Below are 3,780 nucleotides of genomic sequence, written 5' to 3' on the forward strand. Positions count from 1 at the left end.
CCTAGGGCGATGTGGTGGTCAATCGCCACGCTCACAACTGTAGGCTACGGCGACACAGTCCCTGTTACCGTGCTTGGCCGCGTAGCGGCGGCATTTACGGCTCTCACAGGTATTGGACTAATTGCATTACCAACCGGAATTTTGGCGGGCGCTTTCAGCGATGCCCTGCGCAACATTCGGGCGAGTCGGGATTAAGCGCTAGTGCAAACCGCATTGAGCTATGAGACTTACCAGAGGTGAACGTAAGACTGCATCTAGGGGGTCCCGTGGAGGGTCCTGTAGGGGGTCCCGTGAAAAGGGGTATCCGCTTAAGTATTTGAAATTGCGTTGTTTTTCTAGACAAAAATCGCATGGCGGAGAGAGCGGGATTCGAACCCGCGAGACGGTTTCCCGCCTACACGCTTTCCAGGCGTGCGCCTTCGACCACTCGGCCACCTCTCCGGCTGGTGCCGTGTAGCTTATGGTTGGAATGGAATGCAAGCCATGAATGCGATTGGGACAGTGGAAAAATGTCTTTCCCGTCAGATTGTCACAGCGATCACGCGCGATGCCCAACCATAGGCAGGGGCGCGCATAAGGTGACCGGGTCCCCTACAGGCGGATTGCTGAAATCAGGCGGCCGTAATCGGCCTGTCCTTCATGGACGCTGCGCCGGTAGGAGAAGAACAGGCGCGGGTCGGAATATGTGCAATGGCCGGTCCATGACGCTTCTGCGATGCCTGCCGCGCGCAGGCGATGCAGGCCGAAGCCCGGCAGGTCGAACTGGTATCGCCCGTCGCGGCCGTTTGCGAAAAAGCGCGAATAGCCTGTGTCATGGTCCATGAACTCTTCCAGAAATTCCGGTCCGACCTCATAGGCGCGCTGGCTGATGCAGGGGCCGATGACCGCGCATGTGCTGGCGCGCGATGCGCCAAGCGCTTCCATAGCGGCCAGGGTGTTTTCCAGAATGCCATCCAGTGCCCCGCGCCAGCCCGCATGCGCAGCACCGATCACGCCGGAAGCATGGTCGGCGAACAGCACAGGCTGGCAATCTGCGGTCAGAATGCCCAGAATGATGCCCTGTTTGGCCGTGACCATTGCATCGGCCTGCGGCGGGGGGCTGCCGGTTGGCGGGCAAGTGTCGAGCGTGGCCACATTCGCGGAATGCACCTGATTGGGCGTGACAAGGGCTGCGGCATCCAGCGTCATGGCCTGTGCCACGCGGGCGCGGTTGGTGCGCACGGTTTCGCTTTGGTCCGATGATCCCGGCCCGCAATTCAGTCCCGAGAATATGCCGGAGGACGCCCCGCCGCTGCGGGTAAAGAACCCGTGGCGCAGCGGGGACAGCGAATCGGCGGTCAGAATCTCCAGCGTCATGGGTCCAATCCGGGCGGGGCAGGGGCTGTGGTCGGGTGCAGCCCCAGAACTTTGAACAGGTGACCCATTTCCTGCGGGTGCGTCAAGCGCCGATGCGCGGCGACATGGCTTTCAAGGGCTTCTCCGGCAAGTCCGCGCGCAAGATGTTCTGCGCGGGCAGTTATGCCAAGGCGTTCCAGAAACACCCCTTGCGGTGTCGGGGATGTGGGACGCAGCGGCAGGGCGGCCTGTGCCAGTGCCTCGAAATCGACATGGGCGGTCAGATCGGCCTGACCGGGATGGGCCAGCGGGTCGTCCGCCGCATGCTGGTGCAGCGCCTGAAGCGTGTCACCGCGGCTGCGCCAGTCGCCGTAATCGACCACCAGCGCGGCGCCGCCATGTTGCGCGATCCGCTGCGCCAGGGCCGCCATGACAGGGCGGGCAGAGGTGCTGGTTTCGATCATCTGCCCCTCCTGCGTGTCCGCCAGCCGGTGGTACAATGCGTCAAGCCGCGTCACAGGCCCCAGCCCGAAGGCAAGCTGCCCGTCCTGAAGCCCCACCATACGTTCGCGCCAGCCATCGCCCATGCGCAGGAACTGGCGGATGGGCAGGGCGTCGAAAAATTCGTTGGCGACAAGGAAAAGCGGCGCATCGGGCAATGTATCGGCGCTGTCATGGAATTTGGGGGCGGGCAGGGCCGCGGCCTGAATGCGCCGCAACACAGGCGATGCCTCGACCAGATGCAGCTGCGCGGCATCGTGAAAGCCGGGCACCGCGCGCGTTGCACGCAGCATATCAGCCATCAATGTGCCGCGACCGGGGCCAAGTTCCGCCAGTGTGAAGGGCGCGGGGCAACCCTGATCCATCCAGGCCTGTGCCAGACACAGGCCCAGAATTTCGCCGAACATCTGGCTGATTTCGGGGGCTGTGGTGAAATCGCCCTGTGCCCCGAACGGGTCGCGCGTTGTGTAATAGCCGTGTTGCGGGTGCAGCAGGCAGGCGGTCATATATTCGGCCACTGTGATCGGGCCTTGTGCCGCGATCTGGCGGATCAGGCTGTCGCGCAGTGCCGTCATGTGCGGCGCGCGCGCCATAGCAGGGCAAGGCCGATCACGATCATCGGCAGGGACAGGACCTGTCCCATCGTGACCCCTGCCTGACCAAGTGACACGACATGACCCAGCGGGTTGTCGGGGCTGATGAATTGTGCATCGGCCTGCCGCCAGAATTCGACCGTGAACCGCGCCAGCCCGTAGCCTGCGATGAACACGCCCGTAACTGCACCGGGGGATTTCAGCCAGCCGCTGCGCCAGACCAGCCACGCAAGGACGGCAAACAGAACGGCCCCTTCAAGGGCGGCTTCATACAGCTGTGTGGGGTGGCGTGCGCACAGCGCCACAGGCCAGTCCCACGGGCAGGTCTGCGCCTGCGCGCCCGGAAAAACCACGCCCCATGGCATGGTCGTGGGCCTGCCCCAAAGTTCGGCATTGATGAAATTGGCAACCCGTCCCAGTCCGATGCCAATAGGTGCGACAAGCGCCATGGAATCGGCCAGTTGCAAGGGCGGCACAGCGTGGCGGCGGCAATAGACCAGCCCCGCGACCACCACACCCGCAAACCCGCCATGGAAGGACATGCCCCCTTCCCAGATGCGCAGGATTTCCGCAGGATAGGCCATGTAATAACTGGTCTGGTAAAACAGGACAAACCCCAGACGCCCGCCCAGAATGACCCCGATGATCACATAGGTCAGCAACCCCTCGACCTTGGCTGCGGGCAGGGGGGGCGTGTCGGCGGGCCACAGCGCGGGGCGTTTCATCAGCGACTGGATGATCCACCACCCCAGCAGGAAACCCGCGATATAGGCCAGTGCATACCAGCGCAGCGCGAAGCTGAAACTGCCCAGATCAATCCGGAAGATCACGGGCGAGATATCGGGGAACATAATCGCAAGCGGAAGGGTCATTCAGGGGCCTTGAAACTGGAAAGGTGCGACTGTGTGACGTGCCCTTGCGCAAGAAGTCAACCTTGAGTTTCGCGCGCCAAGGTCACATATAGGATAAAAGCCAAACGCCGAAGGGGCCAAGATGCAAAGCCGCAACCGTTTTCTGGACGACATGTCCCAATTGATGACCAACGCCATGGGCGTGGCCCAGGGTGCGCGCACCGAGGCCGAGACAGCGATGAAAAGCCTGCTGGACCGCTGGCTGGCCGACCGCGAATTCGTCACGCGCGAAGAATTCGACGCCGTGCGCGCCATGGCCCAGAAAGCACGAGAGGAAAATGAGGCCCTGAAAGCCCGCCTTGAGGCGCTGGAAGCCCGCGACCGCCCCGCATCCTGATTGCCGCGTCACAACGGCAGCGCGGCCCCGCAGTTTGATCGGGGCCGCACTTTCTCGTGCGGGTGAAGGTTTTGAGGGGCCGCTATGCGGACCTTTCTGCCGG

Annotated in this window: 5 protein-coding genes and 1 tRNA gene; 2 read left to right on the forward strand and 4 right to left on the reverse strand. The window is 62.9% G+C overall.

Annotated features, from left to right (window positions below; translation table 11 throughout):
- Positions 1–9 precede the first annotated feature (9 nt).
- Positions 10–195 carry a potassium channel family protein gene (locus ACTIE1_RS16550; RefSeq protein ID WP_439563502.1) on the forward strand — a complete coding sequence of 62 codons (186 nt, stop codon included), beginning with the start codon at positions 10–12 and terminating at the stop codon, positions 193–195.
- A 156-nt stretch (positions 196–351) separates the two neighbouring features.
- Here the strand turns inward: ACTIE1_RS16550 and ACTIE1_RS16555 are convergent.
- From ACTIE1_RS16555 to lgt, 4 genes are all read right to left on the reverse strand, one after another.
- Positions 352–441 (reverse strand) — tRNA-Ser (locus tag ACTIE1_RS16555).
- Positions 442–591: 150 nt separating this feature from the next.
- The gene (pgeF, locus tag ACTIE1_RS16560) at positions 592–1,356 is read right to left on the reverse strand and encodes a peptidoglycan editing factor PgeF (protein ID WP_439560710.1); all 765 of its coding nucleotides are present in this window, start codon (positions 1,354–1,356) and stop codon (positions 592–594) included.
- Positions 1,353–2,411: a class I SAM-dependent methyltransferase gene (locus ACTIE1_RS16565; protein WP_439560709.1), complete on the reverse strand. Its 1,059-nt coding sequence runs from the start codon at positions 2,409–2,411 to the stop codon at positions 1,353–1,355. Before ACTIE1_RS16565 ends, pgeF begins: the two co-directional genes overlap by 4 nt.
- Complete coding sequence (gene lgt, locus ACTIE1_RS16570; protein ID WP_439560708.1) at positions 2,408–3,301, reverse strand: prolipoprotein diacylglyceryl transferase; 894 nt, start codon at positions 3,299–3,301, stop codon at positions 2,408–2,410. The genes ACTIE1_RS16565 and lgt overlap by 4 nt, the downstream gene beginning before the upstream one ends.
- A gap of 121 nt (positions 3,302–3,422) precedes the next feature.
- Between lgt and ACTIE1_RS16575 the strand changes: the two genes are divergently transcribed.
- Positions 3,423–3,677 (forward strand): accessory factor UbiK family protein, encoded by a 255-nt coding sequence (locus tag ACTIE1_RS16575; protein WP_439560707.1) that lies wholly within the window; start codon positions 3,423–3,425, stop codon positions 3,675–3,677.
- The last annotated feature ends 103 nt before the right edge of the window (positions 3,678–3,780 follow it).

The sequence above is a fragment of the Roseinatronobacter sp. genome (assembly GCF_051859525.1).
Taxonomy (GTDB): domain Bacteria; phylum Pseudomonadota; class Alphaproteobacteria; order Rhodobacterales; family Rhodobacteraceae; genus Roseinatronobacter.